Source organism: Paenibacillus sp. ALE3 (assembly GCF_054113405.1).
In genome coordinates this window covers 2,204,932-2,222,989 of sequence record NZ_CM134214.1, presented here as the reverse complement: position 1 = coordinate 2,222,989, position 18,058 = coordinate 2,204,932, and the positions used below count along the sequence as shown (strand labels likewise).

18 protein-coding genes are annotated in these 18,058 nt (G+C 45.2%); 2 read left to right on the top strand and 16 right to left on the bottom strand.

Features of this window, described 5'->3' with window-relative positions; genetic code table 11:
- Window positions 1-95: 95 nt before the first annotated feature.
- The 5 genes from ACXHJ2_RS10040 to ACXHJ2_RS10020 all read right to left on the bottom strand — a co-directional run bounded on the left by ACXHJ2_RS10040 (window position 96) and on the right by ACXHJ2_RS10020 (window position 4,986).
- Window positions 96-1,640, bottom strand: coding sequence for a 2-isopropylmalate synthase (locus ACXHJ2_RS10040; RefSeq protein ID WP_165080658.1), 1,545 nt, complete (start codon window positions 1,638-1,640; stop codon window positions 96-98).
- Window positions 1,641-1,739: 99 nt separating this feature from the next.
- Entirely contained in the window at window positions 1,740-2,450 is a 711-nt protein-coding gene (locus tag ACXHJ2_RS10035) for a FadR/GntR family transcriptional regulator (protein WP_165080660.1), read from the bottom strand.
- 153 nt (window positions 2,451-2,603) lie between these two features.
- Window positions 2,604-3,623, bottom strand: a complete 1,020-nt coding sequence (locus tag ACXHJ2_RS10030) for an aldose 1-epimerase (RefSeq protein WP_165080662.1) — start codon at window positions 3,621-3,623, stop codon at window positions 2,604-2,606.
- Between the two features lie 136 nt (window positions 3,624-3,759).
- Window positions 3,760-4,563: an MBL fold metallo-hydrolase gene (locus ACXHJ2_RS10025; protein ID WP_064964149.1), complete on the bottom strand. Its 804-nt coding sequence runs from the start codon at window positions 4,561-4,563 to the stop codon at window positions 3,760-3,762.
- A gap of 126 nt (window positions 4,564-4,689) precedes the next feature.
- Window positions 4,690-4,986 (bottom strand): hypothetical protein, encoded by a 297-nt coding sequence (locus ACXHJ2_RS10020; RefSeq protein ID WP_165080664.1) that lies wholly within the window; start codon window positions 4,984-4,986, stop codon window positions 4,690-4,692.
- Between the two features lie 163 nt (window positions 4,987-5,149).
- Between ACXHJ2_RS10020 and ACXHJ2_RS10015 the strand changes: the two genes are divergently transcribed.
- A complete protein-coding gene (locus ACXHJ2_RS10015) occupies window positions 5,150-6,382 on the top strand; it encodes an aminopeptidase (RefSeq protein WP_040103648.1) in 1,233 nt (410 codons plus the stop codon).
- A gap of 75 nt (window positions 6,383-6,457) precedes the next feature.
- On the opposite strand, the gene ACXHJ2_RS10010 is transcribed toward ACXHJ2_RS10015, so the two are convergent.
- From ACXHJ2_RS10010 to ACXHJ2_RS09960, 11 genes are all read right to left on the bottom strand, one after another.
- Window positions 6,458-6,949 carry a hypothetical protein gene (locus tag ACXHJ2_RS10010; protein WP_025678931.1) on the bottom strand — a complete coding sequence of 164 codons (492 nt, stop codon included), beginning with the start codon at window positions 6,947-6,949 and terminating at the stop codon, window positions 6,458-6,460.
- 158 nt (window positions 6,950-7,107) lie between these two features.
- Window positions 7,108-8,220: a glycerol dehydrogenase gene (locus ACXHJ2_RS10005; RefSeq protein ID WP_064964151.1), complete on the bottom strand. Its 1,113-nt coding sequence runs from the start codon at window positions 8,218-8,220 to the stop codon at window positions 7,108-7,110.
- A 36-nt stretch (window positions 8,221-8,256) separates the two neighbouring features.
- On the bottom strand, window positions 8,257-9,279 hold the full coding sequence (gene bioB, locus ACXHJ2_RS10000) for a biotin synthase BioB (protein WP_165080666.1): 1,023 nt from the start codon (window positions 9,277-9,279) through the stop codon (window positions 8,257-8,259).
- A 200-nt stretch (window positions 9,280-9,479) separates the two neighbouring features.
- Window positions 9,480-10,781, bottom strand: a complete 1,302-nt coding sequence (locus ACXHJ2_RS09995; RefSeq protein ID WP_185156515.1) for a hemolysin family protein — start codon at window positions 10,779-10,781, stop codon at window positions 9,480-9,482.
- Between the two features lie 388 nt (window positions 10,782-11,169).
- Entirely contained in the window at window positions 11,170-11,643 is a 474-nt protein-coding gene (gerQ, locus tag ACXHJ2_RS09990; RefSeq protein WP_025678937.1) for a spore coat protein GerQ, read from the bottom strand.
- Window positions 11,644-11,705: 62 nt separating this feature from the next.
- The gene (locus ACXHJ2_RS09985) at window positions 11,706-12,128 is read right to left on the bottom strand and encodes a cell wall hydrolase (RefSeq protein WP_013371384.1); all 423 of its coding nucleotides are present in this window, start codon (window positions 12,126-12,128) and stop codon (window positions 11,706-11,708) included.
- A gap of 119 nt (window positions 12,129-12,247) precedes the next feature.
- On the bottom strand, window positions 12,248-12,997 hold the full coding sequence (locus ACXHJ2_RS09980; protein WP_013371385.1) for an SDR family NAD(P)-dependent oxidoreductase: 750 nt from the start codon (window positions 12,995-12,997) through the stop codon (window positions 12,248-12,250).
- Between the two features lie 134 nt (window positions 12,998-13,131).
- A complete protein-coding gene (locus ACXHJ2_RS09975; RefSeq protein WP_013371386.1) occupies window positions 13,132-13,527 on the bottom strand; it encodes a DUF2500 domain-containing protein in 396 nt (131 codons plus the stop codon).
- A gap of 188 nt (window positions 13,528-13,715) precedes the next feature.
- Window positions 13,716-13,898 carry a hypothetical protein gene (locus ACXHJ2_RS09970; protein ID WP_013371387.1) on the bottom strand — a complete coding sequence of 61 codons (183 nt, stop codon included), beginning with the start codon at window positions 13,896-13,898 and terminating at the stop codon, window positions 13,716-13,718.
- A gap of 152 nt (window positions 13,899-14,050) precedes the next feature.
- Complete coding sequence (locus tag ACXHJ2_RS09965; RefSeq protein ID WP_129549407.1) at window positions 14,051-15,301, bottom strand: WD40/YVTN/BNR-like repeat-containing protein; 1,251 nt, start codon at window positions 15,299-15,301, stop codon at window positions 14,051-14,053.
- Window positions 15,302-15,465: 164 nt separating this feature from the next.
- Window positions 15,466-16,857: an amino acid permease gene (locus ACXHJ2_RS09960; RefSeq protein ID WP_025678942.1), complete on the bottom strand. Its 1,392-nt coding sequence runs from the start codon at window positions 16,855-16,857 to the stop codon at window positions 15,466-15,468.
- A 232-nt stretch (window positions 16,858-17,089) separates the two neighbouring features.
- Between ACXHJ2_RS09960 and ACXHJ2_RS09955 the strand changes: the two genes are divergently transcribed.
- Entirely contained in the window at window positions 17,090-18,019 is a 930-nt protein-coding gene (locus tag ACXHJ2_RS09955; RefSeq protein ID WP_025678944.1) for an L-lactate dehydrogenase, read from the top strand.
- The last annotated feature ends 39 nt before the right edge of the window (window positions 18,020-18,058 follow it).

The window sequence follows — 18,058 nt, the reverse complement described above, 5'->3', positions numbered from 1 at the left end:
TCAGATGTTATCATATATTTTGCAAGCGCTTTTTTTACAATAGGGTCAGAGGAGAGATAGAAGAAAAAATTCAGCTATGAGCTTGATTACCAGTCTCAGCTAATCGTGATGTTGCTTTTGGCATGAACTTCTTTTCTGCCCAGTAGCTTGTTTAGTGCGTCGATATAAGCTTTAGCGCTAGCTTCCAAAATATCTGTACTTGTACCTCTTCCCAGTGCTGTGTATTCACCTTGCCTCAAAATAGCGTGGACTTCTCCCAACGCATCTTTGCCGTACGTTACAGACTGGATGGAGTAATCCTCCAACTCCACCAGTTCACCACTGGCCTTGTCTATCGCATTGAAAATCGCATCTACAGAACCATTACCCATCGCTACTTCATCAATCGATGTACCATCTTGCTTATTCAGCCGTATGGAGGCGACTGGGACCGACTGATTACCATAAGACACCTGAATGGAATTTAGCGTGTAAATTTGAGGCGAGGCATTGCGGCTTTCATCCATCAGGACGAGTAAATCTTCATCCAGCACCTGTTTTTTCTTGTCCGCCAAGGCTTTGAATTTGCGGAACGCATCCTGAAGCTGTTCCTCTGTCAAAACATCAAAGCCCATGTCCGCCAGCTTTTCCTTAAACGCATGACGTCCCGAATGCTTGCCTAATACAAGTTTACTCGTCTTCAGACCAATGCGCTCAGGGGACACGATCTCATACGTTGTACGCTCCTTCAGCATTCCGTCCTGGTGGATACCGGACTCATGTGCAAATGCATTGGCCCCCACAATAGCCTTGTTTCCTGGTACCGACATCCCCGTACGTTTGCTTACCAGTCGACTGGTGGCATACAGCTCCTCCAAAATCAGACTCGTTTGTGCACCATAGAGATCGGTTCTCGTATCAAGGGCCAGTGCGACCTCCTCGATAGGTGTATTTCCGGCTCGCTCACCGATGCCATTAATGGTACCTTCAAATTGATCTACACCGTTACGGATAGCTGCCAGCGTATTGGCTGTTGCCATGCCAAGATCATCATGACAGTGTGTGCTAAGCTGTATTTTTTCGATACCTGGTACTTGTTGTTTTACGATTCTAAACATTTCTCCAAATTGATCTGGCGAGGCATATCCCACCGTATCCGGCAAATTGACGACTGTCGCCCCAGCGCGAATTGCCATATCTACAACTTCACAAATAAAGTCCAACTCGGTACGACTGGCATCCTCTGCCGAAAATTCTATCTTGCTAAAATACTTGCGTCCATAACGAATGGCAGCGGCAGCGGTCTCTAATACCTTCGCTTTATCCATTCGCAGCTTATGCTGGCGATGAATAGGTGAGGTAGCTAGGAACAAGTGAAGACAAGCGTCCTCCGCCCCCCGTAGAGCTTCTCTGACCGCATCTATATCCTGCTCTTTTGAGCGTGCAAAACCAACCAGTGTTGCTTGGGTGACCTGTTTGGCAATTTTCTGCATGCTGACGATCTCACCAGGTGAGGTTGCCGGAAAGCCAGTCTCAATCCGATCTACGCCTAATTTTTGAAGCTGAAGAGCTATTTCCACCTTTTCTGTGCTGGTTAAGCTAACTCCTGGTGATTGTTCTCCATCTCTTAACGTTGTGTCCAACACCCATATTTTTCGCATACAGATACCACCTTTGGTTTGATTTTAGGAGATGCTCAAAGTAGAAGGTTTATACATCATTCTATTCATCTGATCATCTGATGTTTAAGGTTAAAAAAATTAAGAACTTCCCATATGCTTTTGCAGCTCCAGCTTGGTGCCGTCCAAATGCTGAATACTATACAGTTCTGCAGCTTTGCCATCCTGCTCCAAGATCGCTTCATAAATTTTTTCATGTTGAAGTGTAAAATGATTTTGTATTGCTGGATCGGTAATCAGATTGCTCAGCGCCTTGCGAATAGCCTCTACAAAGCTGCGGTAGACGTCCGTAAGCACCTTATTGCCTGTAGCTGCTGCAACAGCCAAGTGAAAAGTGATATCCGCATCCAAGTACCCATTCATATCTCCAGCGGCCAATGTCGCAGCTCGACGGTCCAGCGCCTCCCGCATCAAGCGTAAATCTTCGTCATTACGACGTAACGCAGCTAATCTGGCAATCTCCAGTTCCAGCACGCTCCGCACTTCATAAACTTCAATAATTTTAGCGCGGCTTAGTCGATAATCCAATGGTTCTTGAGAAGTCGTTGGTTGGCAGACAAAGGTTCCGTGTCCTTGCTTTTTCTCTAATAGACCGGCATGCACCAGTACGCTAACCGCCTCACGAACTGTAGATCGCCCGACTCCAAATAGCTTCATAAGCTCGGGTTCGGTTGGAATCCTAGTGCCTACATTCCATTCACCAGCAGCAATTTTTCGTTGCAGCTGCTCAGCCACTTCATCGGCAATTTGCTTACGTTTGACGGCTTGAAAAGGCACCATTTCATAATTCATCTGATCATCTCCTGTTTCGTATCATACTATGACACATTGCTTTTCTGCAACCTATTTCACCTTCCTTCCCCATTATCTTTTATATAAGACCTTACCAACCGAAAAAGCTTGCACCGTTCATCACGATGCAAGCTTATGAGGATAGAGAACATATTAAGATTTCGTTTTATTCGGAGTAACACAATACAGACGGCTGGTTGTTTCAAAAATATGCCCCGGAGCCAGTGCAATTAACCCGATGTCTTCCGCAGGCAAGTCCGGTCGATTCGGTGCATTGATCATGTTCATTTGCGGTTCAGGACAGATAAATTCCTTGTTCGCTTTGTTGTTCCAGATCATCCAATGCTTATAAGCAGTGCCTACATCGTATACAAGGGTAGCACCTGTCTTACTGTGTGTGAGTTCCATGTAGTTACGTCCATTTTGCGGAGCCGCCGTATAATGATTATCCATAGAAGCAAAATAAGGGCTAACTCCTGTTGTCTTCATCAATTCCTCTTCCGGGGATAACGGTTGGAACTCCCCAGTGGCCAACAATCGATCTGTCAGCTCACGCCGCTCACCGATCGTAACCTTAATCTTGTACTCCTCAGGCGAGCTATCAGGTACAAACGGTACCCGAATGGCTGTGTGAAAGGCAAACAAGTTGGGAATCGGCTGATCCCCCTCGTTATGAATCACATAACGCTGATGCAGGCCGAATTCGTCCAGGCTGTACGTCAGCTTCATTGTAAAGGTGAAGGGTAGATAACGGAACATAGGATGCCCTTCCCTTACATGCTGATTCATTACTACATAACTACCTTGCTCCCCGGAACCATAGTCCTCAACCTCCCACCGAACGGTGTGTAAAAAGCCGTGCAAATGGTTATGGGTAGCCTCTTCATTAATTGGCAGCTCATATGTAACACCATTCCACAGGAATTTTCCATCCTCATACCGATTCGGAGGGAACAAAAAAGGAATTCCGTAAACGGATGGGCTTTGCTTAAAAGCCTCTATGCTCTCAGCATCCGGCTCACGTAGAAAAGAATATCCCGTCTCATTGTCACGAAAAGAAATCAGATTTGCGCCGTTTCCTGGCAGGGCAACCGCTTCATATCGTCCAAATTTAAGACGAATCGCCGGTATTCCATAATAAAGATCACCAATTGCAGTATGCTGTTGTGTCATCAAAAATCCTCCTTGATGAAATGACGATGTTTAATGAAAGCGTTTAGCTTTTGGCTTGACTATACCATGTCCAGCAAAAAAATTCCACGTCAATACAAAAAAACGATGCCCCGCAAGGCATCGTCTTTCACACATATTACACATAGCGTCCCTGTTTGGGTACTGCCATGTGTTCAAAATTCCCAGCCAGCCGTTCCAACTGATCGGTCAGCTCGGTACCTTGCATGAAATGTCCATGCCCTGTAACTGCAATTGCGGGCTTTAAACCAGCTAACATTTTCACTGACCGCTGTGCAGCTTGCCAATCTGTTGTAAAATATGCAGGCGGTCCGTGGATTTCTTTTTCTTGTAAAAGCACAGCCAATGCTGATTCCTGCTTTACCGTGATAAAAGCGTCACCAGCCACCATTAAGCGTCTCTGCTCATGAAAAAGCGATACATGACCAGGTGTATGTCCTGGTGTATGCAGCCACTTCCAACCAGGGGCGCCGGGGATACTGCCATCTTTGGGCAAGGAGGTGATGCGATCATCGAGATCTATAGCATCATTGGGGTACAAAAAGGAAATTCCCGACATCAAACCTCCCCCCACACTAGGGTCAGGTTTTTGATAATCTTTCATTCCCGTCAAATAAGGTAGTTCCAAAGGGTGTGCATAGACAGGCGTACCCCAATGCTGTACCAACTCAATAACCGAACCAACGTGATCAAAATGACCGTGAGTAAGCACAATAGCAACCGGAGGACCCGTAAACCGTTCCTCAGCCAGGCGTATAATCGAGTCTGTGAATCCTGCCATCCCCGTATCCACCAGCACCCAGGATCGGCTTCCCGGCTCTCCGATAAAACACACATTTACAAACAGCGTCCGTAAGCTCAGGAGATCGGGAGCAGCCTCTTCATTTGCCGTCATTCCTTCGGTGAACAGATGATTTGCCAAAGCTTCACCCTCCTATTCACATGGAATTTCTTGTTATACTCGACCTATAGGCTTCCCCCATGTCAGCAGATTATGCGGACACTGCTAAATATAATCCGCTTGTCACGAAAATAGACCATGTTTACATTACTCGGGTAATTTACTCCATGCCGTATCCAGCAAATAGTCGAAAAGATCATCATTCTCTTCAATCCAGCTATCCATCTGTAGCATTTCTTCCTCCAAGCGCGGCTCTCCAGCAAAATGGAGACTATAATCCCACTCCTTTCCCTTTTTACTGTGGAAGGTAATTTCATATATAGAACTCTGTCCGTCTACTCCAAATACCACTTGACCTAAATATGCACCGTTCTCATCTCTTGTCATTTGTGCCTGTTGAATATGTACTTCTTTCAATTCCTGAGAAGAATTTTGCTCTGTCATTTATTTAACCGCCCTTTCATTTTCACTAAAAAGTACCAAAACTGATTTGTGAACCTTTTCGTTACATTGTACAATATATAAGCTATGTGTGGAATTTGCAAAAAAACTGTGCGAATTACCCTATTCTTATTTGAGGCTTTTTCGTGAAATGGAGGAAAGTTATATGTCAGATTTTCAACAAAAATTGCAGAAATATGCGGAATTAGCCGTTCGAGTGGGCGCGAATGTCCAACCTGGGCAGACACTTATCGTTCATGCGCCAATCTCGTCCGCCGAACTCGTACGACTTATCGTTAAATCAGCGTATACTGTCGGAGCCAAGCTGGTAAAAGTAAAATGGAGTGATGAGACGGTTACCCGATTACAGTATGAACTAGCTCCTGATGAAACTTTTAATATTGCTCCCAAATGGTACGCAGCCGAAATGACTGAAGAAGTGGAAAATGGCGCTGCAGTACTCCATGTCATTGCCGAGAATCCTGATTTGCTTCAAGGGATTCCGTCCAGCAGAATTACCGCTGCCCAGCGTGTGCGATCACATGAATTACGGCAATACCGTGAATACCAAATGGCTGACAAGTTCAGCTGGTCTCTGATTGCTTATCCTTCAGCAGAATGGGCAGCCAAAGTGTTCCCTGATCTGCCAGCTTCCGAGCAAATGGATAAACTGTGGGAAGCCATTTTCAGCACTGTACGTGTGGATCTGGACAACCCTGTGGAGGCGTGGAATGAGCACTTGAAAACTCTTTCCAGCAAAGCTGATATTTTAAACTCCAAACGCTATAAAAAGCTGCATTATCTGGCTCCAGGCACAGACCTCACCATCGAACTTGCAAAAGACCATCTGTGGGTAGCAGCCGAAAGCATCAACCAACAGGGACATAGTTTTGTAGCCAACATGCCTACTGAAGAGGTATTTACTGCTCCACTTAAAACGGGAGTAAACGGTAAAGTCAGCAGCACCAAGCCACTCAGCTACAGTGGCAACATTATCGACAACTTCTCACTGACCTTTGAAAATGGACGTATTGTCGATGTACAGGCCGAAACCGGCTTGGAGACTCTCCAGCATCTCGTAGAAATGGACGAAGGTTCACACTACCTGGGCGAGGTTGCGCTCGTGCCTCACAAGTCACCGATCTCTGACAAAAATATTTTATTCTACAATACATTGTTTGATGAAAATGCCTCGAACCATCTGGCTATCGGTAATGCCTATGCATTCAACCTTAAAGGTGGTAAAGATATGACTCAAGAGCAGTTGGCTGCCAACGGTCTGAACTCCAGTCTGACTCACGTCGACTTTATGATTGGTTCAGGTGAAATGGACATCAACGGCGTTACCGAAGACGGTACTGAGGAACCGATCTTCCGTAAAGGAAATTGGGCGATCTAACACGGCAAAAAAGGCTCTCACCGCTTCATGCGGGAGAGCCTTCTTGCTTCGTCCGTTAGGATATGTTACCTATATTCACAGTGTATTAATCCAATAGTTCGCTGCAAGTCCAAAAACGATTTGTACTATGCTGATGATGAAAAAGACAATAAAGCAGCTTACGACTCTTCGATTAATGGTTTGATGTAAGGATAAAGATGATTTCACATAGAACATACTACCTAATATCCCTAAACACAGACCAAAGACGCCTGCAAATAACCACCCTATAACCAAGCTGACCACGACAAAAGCCCAACTCCAGCCAGGAGCCTTACTTACTGGAACATAAGGTTGATTGGACCCAAGATATATACCGTTCACAGCTAAATCTGCTTTGTTGCCAATGACTACAACATTCAGAGCTTTCTCCTTTAATCTTATTGGAAAATCAATCAAGTTTAAAAATGCGTTCTGGCTTTTCACCTTCTGCTCGCTACCATTCACAATGACTTTTCCACCGTTAAAGCCACGCTTATACTCAATAGTATATTGAGTACCTTGATCTTCTACATTCCACTTTGCCATCGCTAAACTCCTCTCAAAATTTAGGGGAGCCGTAAATATACTCCCGGGATTTCCTAATTATGTACCATGAAAATCATACCATAAGCTGCAAGTTAAATAATGGAAAAAGGCCGCTTATTAGCGACCTCTGAACCTACTTTATGAGTATGGGATTAGTTTCAATATCCAATTTTAGCCTTGTAGGCAACTGAATACTGGTCAGCTGCTAAGATTGCATCAAGCACATCATCCGCTGTAACAGCAAATGGTAAATTGTGAGCTGTTTCGCCTTCTTTGGTAGCAGCCTGAGCTACCCGGTACAAATCCTCTCGTGAGGCTTCTTGCAGCTTAATGTCTTCCAGCGTAACAGGCAGGTCCAGTTTTAGATAAAAATCAATATACCGCTCCACCTCAGTTAAAGGTCTTTTTTCCAAGGCAAGCTGTACTAAGGTGCCAAAGGCTACTTTTTGACCATGCGTCAGGTGATGAATGTCTCCTTCGAGTACGGTAAAACCGTTGTGAATGGCATGTGCGCCTGCCAAGCCACCGCTTTCAAAACCCAAACCACTTAGCAACGTATTGGCTTCCACCACCGCTTCAAGCGCTGGTGTAACAACTTTGCGTTTCACAGATTCATAAGCTTGCAGTCCGTAATCGAAAAGAACTTCCTCGCACTTGGACGCAATGGCTTCTGCCGCCAACGTTGGCAAGCCGCCAGCCATAGTGGTAGCACGAGCTTCAATGACTGCGCGGGCTTCAATCCATGTTGCCATAGCATCGGCAATACCTGAGGAGAGGAACAAAGGCGGTGCTTGAGATATGATTTTCGTGTCAACCAGGATTAAGCTTGGATTTTTACTGAAAAAGGAATACGTATCAAATGCACCCTCATCGGTGTACAAAACAGATAGTGCACTGGTGGGTGCGTCTGTAGAGGCGGTCGTTGGAACAATCACAACTGAGGAATCGAGTAGCTCATTAACGGCTTTGGCGGTATCCAACGTTTTACCGCCACCTACACCAATGACAATATCGACCTGGCCGCTTCGTCCCTCATCAGCAATACGGTTTACTTCATTTTTGGATGCTTCCCCTTGAAACTCAACCTTTACCACCGTAATCTCAGCCTGTTCTAGACTTTTGACCACCCGATCGGCTGCAATCTCCCAAACCAGCTTGTCCGCAATAACCAAGGCCGTATGACCTAAAGGCTTAACATATTCACCTGTTTTATCAATCACATTTTTCCCTTGCACATATTTACCTGGACTAATAAATACTTTTTCGCTCATCATTCAACTCTCCCTTCCATGTTTGTACAATCTCTATTATACGGCTGAAAGAGCACACATCTCAATTTCAAAGCCAAGATCTTCTATGATTTGATGATCAGCGGTAACTTCTTGGCCTTCTGTCGTTAAATAATCTCCTACAAAAATCGAATTTGCTGCATAAAGGGATAGCGGTTGTAATGAACGCAGATTTAACTCCCTTCCGCCTGCAACGCGTATTTCCTTGGATGGACAGATGAACCGGAACAGCGCCAACACCTTCAAAGCTTGGATCGGCGAGATCCGCTGTGCTTCTCCTAAAGGGGTTCCGGGGACTGGGTTCAGGAAATTAATCGGAATAGAGTCGGCATCCAACTCTCGTAAGGCATAAGCCATTTGAACGATTTCCTCATTCGTCTCCCCCATACCGATAATAACGCCAGAGCATGGAGACATTCCGTGTGATTGAGCCATTTTCACAGTTTCGACGCGTTGATCATATGTATGTGTGGTTGTAATCGAGGGATAGTTGGCCTTGCTTGTATTTAAATTATGATTGTAACGGTGTACCCCCGCATCTGCCAATCGCCGTGCTTGATCTCCCTTGAGAATCCCCAAGCAAGCGCAAATCTTGAGCGGCATGGTACGAGTAATTTCCTGTACAGCATCAATTACCTGATCCAGCTCCCGATCTGTCGGACCTTTGCCGGAAGCTACAATGCAATATGTCCCTGCTTTTCGTGCTACGGCTTCCCTTGCCCCAGCCAACAGTGATTCCTTGTCCAGCATACTATACTTGCTGACAGGTGCCGTGGAAACGATGGATTGTGAGCAATAACTACAATCCTCCGGGCACAGACCACTTTTGGCGTTCATGATCATATTGAGCTTTACTTTTTTTCCGTAAAAATGATGCCGCACCTGAAATGCAGCTTGCATAATCGGTAATATTTCTGCATCGTCCGCTTCCAGTACCGCCGTACCTTCTTCCAGCGTCAGATTGCTGAAATGGATCGCTTTTTCAGCTAATCGGCCCCAATCTACATCCTTATTGAATACATCCTTATTGAATAAATTCATATTTCTTCCTCCCTCATTTAAATGGACATGTAACCAGATGAGATTTTTAGCGTAAGGAAATTCGCTCTATTGTCAACCTATTGATATGCGATTAGGTTGACAATAACACGAATATCATATCAATTCATATCCTTTATGTAAAGAAGGCAAATTAAAAAGCGACCCCACATCATTGAAGGTCGCTTTCCATATTTATTCCATTATGAGACTCCTGCTTCCTCCACGACGATAGGCTGTTTAATTAGCCGAATACGTGAAATCCGCTTGTTTTCAACTTCTTCCACAATGAACATACATCCTTCAAACACTACAGACTGGCCTGGCTGTGGAGGAATAACCTCTACATGTGAGTACAGCCAGCCTCCTACTGTATCATAATCCTCATGATCAAGATCCAGTCCAAAGCGATCGTTCACTTCATCAATTAATAACATACCGTCAATGGAAAATTCCTCGTCATTAATCTGCTCACAACTCGGACGTTCTTGGTCGAACTCATCCTGAATCTCACCGACGATTTCTTCCATAATATCTTCCAGCGTTACCATACCCGATGTGCCACCGTATTCATCAATCAAAATTGCAATTTGCGTCTTGCTACGCTGCATGCGTTTGAGCAGATCACTAATTTGCGTTGATTCAGGAACAGCAAGAATCGGGCGAATCATCGTACGGGTATCCAGCGTGTTTGCACGTAGAAGATCTTTAATATGGATAAAGCCGATAATATGGTCCTTATCTTCGGCGCAGATTGGATAACGGGTTCTCATGCTTTCCGTCGCAATCGCGAGATTTTCTTCTGTAGACTCATTACTGTATAAACAGATCATCTCCGTGCGCGGAATCATGATTTCCCTGGCGGTCGTGTCGGCAAAATCAAATATATTATCAACAAGCGCCAATTCCGTATTATCAATTAGTCCGCTCTTATTGCTTTCTTTCATCAGAATGCGTATTTCATCCCCCGTATGCGCGGAATCATCATATTCGGATACCGGCTCCAGACGAAATAAACGCAGCAGGCTGTTCGCCATTCCATTCAACGCCCATATGAATGGATACATCAACTTGTAGAACCAAGTCATCAGCATGGCCGAATACAGCGTAATAGTCTCAGATTTACGAATAGCTATCGTTTTGGGTGCCAATTCACCCAATACAATATGCAGAATCGTAATGATAATAAATGCAATGACCACGGCAGTACCGTGCACGTATACCGCTCCCAAGCCAGCGGCAGTAAATATAGGTTTAATCAAATGTGCGATGGCCGGCTCTCCGATCCATCCCAGTCCCAACGATGCTAGGGTAATACCCAATTGGCAAGCAGACAAATAAGCGTCCAAATTGTGTATCATATTGGCGGCGTATACGGCCTTTTTATTGCCCGCCTCCACCAAGGTTTCTATACGGCTGCCCCTAACCTTCACCATGGCAAATTCCGCAGATACAAAAAATCCATTCAATAATACTAATGCAAAAACAATAAATAAGTTAAACATACTCGGTAAAGGGTCACTCAATATGCTCCCCATCAGCCGTCATTACGGCAGACAGGCGCACCTCCTTCGGATAGTTTCATCATAGACAGAACGATAACACATCATAAGCAGCGTCAACTTCCCAACACATTCACCCCTTCCGGCTTCCCTAAGCCATATTCCGCAAAATGATTAAATCATTTATCAGCTTATATTTAATTATATAACTATACTCTATACAGTCAAACCACAAGCAATGTCAGAAAAATCAATCCCTCTATCATTTAGGTCGGAAAGCTCTCATTTTCGCCTCTTACCACCAAGAAAGCAACTATATTTGAGAAAGAATATAAACAAAATACATCCCCTGCCGTCTGGCAGAGGATGTAAACTCATATATATGAAGGCATCAGCGAACCGGAGATCCGCCCGGGTTCCCGATGACGCCGGGATATTGGTACAACAATGGCTCATCAAAAGTTGCATAATCCAGGTTTAACATCAGCAGAATGGTCCGTTTGCCTGTCGCCGGATCACTAATAATAATGTGGTCCCGACCTGCTGCTTCTAGAATGCCTTTGAATATTTTAGCATTCCATTCCCGGTTATTTTCATAGGTCATATAAAAGGTTCCCGTTTTGCCCAAGTTCAAGCGTAAAATATTCTCGATGTATGATTGCTCGTATTGCGGAGTCTGAACCTGCACCACTGTACCCGTTGGTGTCATAGGGCTGCCACTACTTACTTGAGGTGGAAAGCCAGTCATAGGTTGCATAGGTTGCATAGGTTGCATGGTTCCGGCTGGAGCCATCCCTCTTGGCCACTCGGGATATCCATTACCGGAAGCATAAGATACGGGACGGTAAGCTTGCTGTGAAATCATGTAAATTCCTCCTAAGATGGTTTTAATTTAACTTTAATTCTTCAAGCCATTCTGAAAGGTGTCTAATATACATTAGGACAGTCCTGTGCAGTCGGGCTAAAAAAGCAGTGGGCTTTAAAGCGTCCGGTATTGGTCTGGTTATACCAGGTACCCGGGCATTCACCAGCCGGTCTGAAAAACCATAATGCATTGGATGCCGGACGTATTTTTTCTCCATTAATTACACGCTGGGCAAGTCGAATGTCCCGATCACGGGCTTTCTGATAAAAATACCCCTTCTGAGTAGCTTCAAAACCTCCGGGGCTTTGAAACACCATGTCATTCATGAGGCGTATCCCTTGGAAATCCAGGCAATTGGATAAAATTCGGTTCACACCGACATTACCAACCATGAGCATTCCCATCTCACCTTCACCTTCGGCCTCAGCCCGCATCAGCCGGGCGAGGGTCCTCACATCCCCTGAGTTGGTCTTGATTACAGCCATCGCGTCCCCTCCTTGCTTCTCAATCACATACCCTATCCTATGGTACAAATGCCCAATAAGTGACAGTCCAGAAAATAAAAAAATAGCCCCAAGAATGGGACTACTTATTTAGGCTTTTATCATGGCTCGTAAACCATCTTACGCGTCATGCCACCATCGACCACCAAATTCGTGCCTGTTACAAAATCATTGCCCGGTTGTGTCAAATACAGACAGGCTCGTGCGATGTCTTTAGGGGTCCCTACTCGTCCAGCCGGGTGCTGTTGATGGTCTTCAGCACGCAATTGCTCGTAATCCCCGGTTTCAATCCATCCTGGACTAATACAATTGACCTGAATCCTATCCTTTCCTAGCGATATGGCCATCGCGTGTGTAAGGGCGGCTATGGCTCCTTTGGATGCTGCGTAGGCTTCTGTATCCGGCTCTGACATGAAAGCTCGTGTAGAGGTCATATTAACCACTGAGCCCCCTTCTGCGTTCCGCTTCATTACCTTAGCCGCTTCTCTTGTTGCAATAAAACAGCTGCGTACGTTTGTGTTCAAAATGTCATCCCATTCTGCTACGGTTAACTCATATGGAGATTTCCATCTGGACACGCCTGCATTGTTAATCAATGTATGAATTGTACCGTATTCTTCTTCCGTGGCACGGATCAGCGCTACAATATCTTCTTCCTTACGCACATCACAAGGGATAAAAATGGCCTGATGACCCTCGTTCCGGACTGCTGCAGCAGCTGCGGCGCCCTCTTCCTCATTGCAGTCAGCAAACACGACTCTGGCACCCTGAGCAGCGTAGGCAAAAGCGACCTCTTTCCCGATACCATGCGCTGCTCCTGTTACAATAACAACTTGTCCTTCAAATGACACGACTTATTCCTCCTCTGAACTACTCTGTTTTAGTATATATGTACCAAAATGTGCCGTACAAGAAACATTCACAGCCCCCTACCCTGACTCCTAGCAGAAGGCTGTAAATGAGCATGAATATTTTTGACTGAATCCTACATTTTAACCTGCTCCAAACTATAGCGATTAAGACGCTGAAATCCAATATACCTTGTACCTTGAAAAGTAAGCCGTCCCTCATCCCCTTCAGCACATTGACCATATTCTTCCCCAGATACTTTGAACTCCATCCGGTCGCCACTCTCCACCTCAAAGGTTACATAATAGAAGGTATAGGTACGAGTGCCTTGTTCCTCCTGGCGCCTCTGTTGGAGATGTGTCCTTCTGGCCGTAATGCGGGAACCCACCGTCAACACAGGCTGCCGCTTGTTCCGGCTCCATTCCATGACTTCCCTGCCCGCAGACAACACGACAATACCCAACACAACTACGAAAAATACGGGCAATACCGTACCCAGCCAATCGAACATCCATAATGACTCAAATCCCATGCACCGCACTCCTCTCCGCCAGGCATTCCACAGGGAAACCACCGGGCATCCTGACCTGCCTCAAGCCTTCTATAACAGTATATGTATGTTGCTGCCCAAATTTGATAGTAACCCTCAAGAACGCCAAGAGCCTCCACGGATTAATCCGGGAGGCTCAAGATATGGCGATATCAGAATAGCTCATCGATTTACACATGTACAAGCTGGAGATAACGTTGTGTTTCATCCAGAACTTCATGATCTTCTTCCTCGGCGTAACGCTCTGCGCATTGCTTGCAGTCCTCTTCAGTCGTGCAACCGTAGGCATCCTGACAAGTGTAGCAAAATTGAAGGTAGTATTGGGTTAACATATGATCCTGATTCGCTCTCATGATTATCACTCCTATCGTTGTTTACAGGTTTAGTATAACAGTGGCTTATTTGTTAGTTTGTGATTTTTTTCACATGTTGTCGTATAAAATTTAAATTTTTTAAAAATAAAACGCCCTGGGAAGACATCCCAGGGCAATCACCTTTATCGTGATTATAAAATCCTCCAGTTTGCACCACCGTCCGTTGTTTTTAACAGCAGTGATTTCTTGTCGTCTAGTCGTTCCAAAAGCAGCCAACCTACCGATGAAGAAGCAAAACGTAGCTTGACTGATCGTGGATAGTCTTTTAGCTTCGAAGGCAGCACCTTGTTGCCTCTGAGACTTGTCCACGTCTTCCCTCCATCCATTGTACGGCTCATTCCGTTTACGGTTATAACCCACCCTTCTTTATCGCTTAGAAAGGTACGCCCAGGAGTTATAGAAGTATTATTGCTACTCAGACCCAATGGCACATCATTCCATTGTGTTCCTGTATTATTCGTAAATAGCCCGTTATATTTTGTACCTTTATCCCCGTAGCAGAGAACCGGAATCCAATATGAAGAACTGTTACCTTCAAGAGACTGCTGAGCTTCTGCCTTAGCCTGAGGGCAACCCTGCATGCTGTTAGCGACCGGAGTCCACGTTTTCCCTAGATTCGAAGTTTTATACAACTTCACCCTGCTGTCCACATTAATCGCCACAAAACCCTGATTGTTGGAAGAAAAGCTCATTCCCGCCACACTGCCCTGATCGGGTAAACCTGAGCCTGACTTGTTGGATGTCATACCAGAACTTTGGGCAACTTTATTCCACGTGGCTCCTCCGTCGGTGGTGTGATACAACATTTTTTGTTGATCCTGCTCATTCAGTTTTATATAAGCCATGATCCAGCCTGTAGTTGGATTTACATATTGAATCGAGCTTACATGGTCTCCGCTTGGTAGCGCTGATACATCCCAGCTCTGTCCTCCATCTGACGTTCTTAGAATGACCGTTGCTGTTTGGTCCAGATTTTGACGGACAACCCAACCGTGACGGGAATCTGTGAAGCTGATATCCTTGCCATATTCAAGCTTGTCTTGAAATTGAACATTTTCGGAGGGAGAAATATTATTCCATGTTTTCCCACCATCATGGGTATCATAAAGGCGCAGCTCATTATGGGTAACTCCCCAAACCAACCCTTTATTGTTATCGATTAAATGAAAATCCGCGATTCGTGTTTGTACAACATATTTGGCGTTTGGATCACCCGCCTTCGGGGTCACCGGCGGATTAATAGTTATCGTCTGTCCCTGGTCATCTGGTTCCTCAATCGAAGGTTTAGTTACAGTTTTTGGGGTTTCAGCAGAACAGGCAGTTAGCAAAATACCCGTCAACAGCATTACTCCTCCCAAGAGCGCACGCCAGCGCAGTTTCATATCAAAATCCTCCCTCGATGGCATGCGGTAATCACGTGCCAAAAGCTTATCTGAAACAGAATTATACCATAAACACCCCTATGTGACACTTTTCGCGTAATGACAAAAAAAACCGGCTCCTTCACAAAAGTGAAGGATACCGGCTTTTTTTATACTAATATTGTTCAGGATTTATGGTTCAACAAACTTTTGTGATATCCATAGAAGAAATAAATCAGTAATCCAAGCAGTAGCCACACGATAAATCCGATCCAGGTGCTGATATGAAGCTGAAGCATCAGACCGATGCAAACCAAAGCACTCAGTAGCGGAAGCAACGGAACCCATGGTACGGTAAACCCTCTTTTCAAATCCGGGCGTGTCTTGCGCAGAACGATGACCCCGACCGAGACTACAGCAAAAGCGAACAGAGTTCCAATACTCGTTAGATTGGTCAGTGCATGCAACGGGAACAAGCCGCTAGCCAATGCGATAATGCTACCCACCAGCCATGTACTTCGAATTGGTGTTTGGGTTTTGGTATTTATTTTAGATAAAAAAACGGGTAAAAGGCCATCACGTGACATGGAAAAGATTAATCGTGTCTGGCCGTACAACAGAACCAGTAAAACGGTCGTCATCCCTGCAATCGCACCGACTGAAATTAATCCAGCTACGAAATCCTGATGAATAAAGCGGAGAGCAAACGCAACCGGATCACTAACGCCCAACTGCGTATAAGGTACCATCCCCGTTAGCACAACTGAAACGGCAATATACAATATCGTGCAGATGGCTAGAGAAGAGATAATGCCGATGGGCATGTTCCGCTGCGGATTGCGTACCTCTTCGGCTGCAGTTGAGATAGCATCGAAACCCAGATAAGCGAAAAATACGATTGCCGCAGCACTTAATACACCAGAAAATCCATAAGGCAAAAATGGTGTCCAGTTGGCAGGCTTAACATAAAAGATTCCAATCGCAATGAATAACAGTACAACCCCAACTTTGACACAAACCATAATGAAATTGAATCGGACCGTTTCCTTGGCTCCGAGACTTAGCAACAGTGTAATGAGCATGATGATGCACACCGCTGGCAGATCAATAATGGTCCCCTTGGTCGAATCAAAGGCTGCGGTTAAAGCTAACGGTAGATGTATATCAAATCCGGCCAGCAAGCCTTGAAAGTAAGCAGACCAGCCACTACTCACAGAGGCGGCCGCTACTCCATATTCCAGAATCAAGTCCCAACCCAGTACCCAGGCCAGAACTTCTCCAAAAACAATATAACTATATGCATAAGCGCTCCCAGCCGCGGGAACTGTAGATGAAAGCTCTGCATAGCACAAGGCTGCCAATACGCAGGCAATCCCTGCAATAACAAAAGAAAGCATCAAGCCGGGACCTGCATTTTCTGCTGCTGCCTTGCCAGTAATAACAAAAATCCCTGTCCCGATGATGCATCCTACTCCTAGCATGGTGAGATCAAAAGGCCCCATTGTTCTCTTTAAGTGACCTGTAGATCCGCTTTCCTCGTGCGAGAGCAGTCCTGTTTTTTTTCGAAATAAGTCCATATTCCTAATCCTCTTTCCATAATTTCATGCGTCAATATCGGTGCTGCAACGCTTTAGTGCGTGTTCTTATCATTCGATTAATTATTAGCGAGCTCGCCTTTGAAGTCAAGGAAAAATGTCATATTTCTTTGCGGTGGGTTAGTATATAGGGTACACTAAGTTGGAAAGATAAATTTTTAAGTAATATCCCAAAATGAAAAGGTATACAACCCGAGAAGGAGATGAGGATTTTATGAGCTTAAAACCTTACAAACGAAGTAGAGTGGCTATTGTCGGCATGGGAGCGGTTGGCACAACAACCGGCTACACCCTGCTGCTGCGCCAACGCATGCAAGAACTTGTCTTTATTGATGTCAACGTCAAAAAGGCGAAGGGGGAAATGCTCGATATGAATCATGGGCTTCCTTTTCTCGGCGGTGTCAAAGTATGGGCGGGTGATTATGAAGACTGCCGTAATGCAGATATCATCATTGTTGCAGCGGGAGCTTCACAAAAGCCGGGAGAAACACGTATTGATCTTCTCAAGCGTAATGCCGAAATTTTTGAAAGTATTATTGATAATATCGTCAAGGTCAATACACATGGCATTTTGCTGATCGCAACCAATCCAGTGGACATTCTCTCCTACATCTCTTGGAAACGCAGTGGTTGGCCTTCAAGCAGAGTCATTGGATCAGGAACGTTGCTGGACAGCGCACGCTTCCGCTATCTGATCGGGAAGCAAAAGGGCATCGATCCACGAAGCATCCACGCCCATATTATTGGAGAACATGGTGACTCTGAGTTACCTGTATGGAGCACAGCCAACGTGGCTGGAACTCCACTGGAGTTGGACGAAGGAACGAAAAATGAAATTTTTGAGAATACGAAGAATGCTGCCTATGAAATTATAGATGCCAAAGGCGCTACATCCTACGCCATCGGGCTGGCTCTTGACCGTATCGTAGCCGCTATTCTCGGAGACGAGGGGTCGGTACTTAATGTGTCCACCCTGCTGGAAGATTATAACGGTGTATCTGACGTTTATTTAGGTGTTCCAAGTATCGTGGATCACAATGGAGTACGTGAAATTTTGGATCTTCCGCTCAATGACGAGGAACGTGCAAGGTTGGTTCAATCTGCGGACAAGCTGAAAGATCAAATTAGTAAAGTGCATATGTAATTCAGTAAGTCAAAAATATATAAGCTAAACAAAAACGGA